Source organism: Streptomyces sp. NPDC032940, from assembly GCF_040636935.1.
In the GTDB taxonomy this organism is placed as follows: Bacteria; Actinomycetota; Actinomycetes; order Streptomycetales; family Streptomycetaceae; genus Streptomyces.
Window position 1 is genome coordinate 1 of sequence record NZ_JBEZVJ010000086.1, and the last position, 1,565, is coordinate 1,565.

2 protein-coding genes are annotated in these 1,565 nt (G+C 65.4%); one reads left to right on the forward strand and one right to left on the reverse strand.

The window, feature by feature from the left end:
* Positions 1-51: 51 nt before the first annotated feature.
* Positions 52-851 (forward strand): IS5 family transposase gene (locus AB0E77_RS34190; RefSeq protein ID WP_361578919.1). Its coding sequence is split into 2 segments (ribosomal slippage): positions 52-391 and positions 391-851, totalling 801 coding nucleotides; the frame shifts between segments, so codons are not numbered across the junction.
* Between the two features lie 16 nt (positions 852-867).
* Here AB0E77_RS34190 and AB0E77_RS34195 read toward each other — a convergent pair.
* The gene (locus tag AB0E77_RS34195) at positions 868-1,404 is read right to left on the reverse strand and encodes an SMI1/KNR4 family protein (RefSeq protein WP_361578916.1); all 537 of its coding nucleotides are present in this window, start codon (positions 1,402-1,404) and stop codon (positions 868-870) included.
* Between the last annotated feature and the right edge of the window lie 161 nt (positions 1,405-1,565).

Consider the following 1,565-nt stretch of genomic DNA (forward strand, 5'->3'; position numbering starts at 1 on the left):
TAAGAGGTCATCTCATTTGGCCGGGTCGGTAGTCTGTTGGTCGTGGTGGGGATCGTTGAGCGGCTGGTGCCGGATGAGTTGTGGGAGCTGTTTCAGCGGGTGGCGCCGGAGCCGCCGACGCGGCCGCAAGGGGGCGGCCGTCGTCGGCACGGCGACCGGGAGGTCCTGGCAGCGATCGTGTTCGTGGCCACGTCCGGCTGTACCTGGCAGCAGTTGCCGTCCGCGTCCTTCGGGCCGTCTGGAGCGACGGCCCACCGGCGGTTCTCCGAGTGGAGCAAGGCCAGAGTGTGGGCGAAGCTTCACCGCCTGGTCCTCGACGAGCTCGGTTCCCGCGGAGAGTTGGACTGGTCGCGTTGCGCGATCGACTCGGTGAATATGCGGGCTCTCAAAAGGGGGACATGACAGGTCCGAATCCGGTGGACCGGGGCAAGTACGGCTCGAAGATCCACTTGATCACGGAGCGGACCGGTCTGCCCCTGTCCATCGGGATCTCAGGGGCGAACCTGCACGACAGCCAGGCCCTGATCCCCCTGGTCAAGGGCATACCCCCAATCCGCTCCCGTCGCGGCCCTCGGCGACGCAGACCGGGCAAGCTCCACGCCGACAAGGGCTACGACTATGACCACCTGCGCCGATGGCTCCGAAGGCGCGGTATCCGCCACCGCATCGCCCGCAAGGGCATCGAGTCCTCCACCCGGCTGGGGCGCCACCGTTGGACGATCGAGCGCACAATGTCCTGGCTGGCCGGCTGCCGTCGCCTGCACCGACGCTACGAGCGCAAGGCCGAGCACTTCCTCGCCTTCACCAGCATCGCCTGCACCCTCATCTGCTACCGCCGACTCACCAGATGAGGCAGACCAAGCGACTTCAGAGCCTGCGCAAGCCCGCGCCCCACAGAGCGGAATCCTGCATGGCCTCGGCCCGGCTGTCTGCGCTCAACACCCTGCACAGGAACTCCGTCATGCCACAGTCGAAACGAGTCCAGGTGTCGTCGCCGTGACTGAAGAGCACCACCGGCCAGTCATCGGGTTCGCCATGGGTGAGCCAGCAGTACAGGTCAGCACTGCCATCCGCTCCCCAGGTCACCAGATCCTCGGCTGCTGCGTCCATGCCGGTGGGTTCGGTGTCCATCCACGTAGCCCGCGTGTCCGCGGTGATGAACCCCATGCCGCCTTTCGGGGCACCCGGCTCGTCACAGTTCTCAGGAGTCACGGTGGAAGGAACCAGCACACCGAGATCCAGACCCGACAGACCATCACCGTAGTGCGCTAGGAACCCCTTGAAGTCCGAGGGGAACACGAGCCCCCAGGCCCTTTGCACAGTCTCCCAGTCGACCAGCACCCCCACTCCGACCGGCGGCGGCATCAAGCGGATCAGACCGGCGAGGCCATCTCGGTCAATCATGTCCCTGCTCCGTCCCACCTCGACAGGTGCGTACTGAACAGAGGACCGCACCTCTCTGACCCACCGCTTGGTCTGGTTATCCGCTGGGGCGACCTGCATCGATGCCCTTGTGTGTCAACCGTGACCGACACCTTATCCCGACCAAATGAGATGATGTCTAA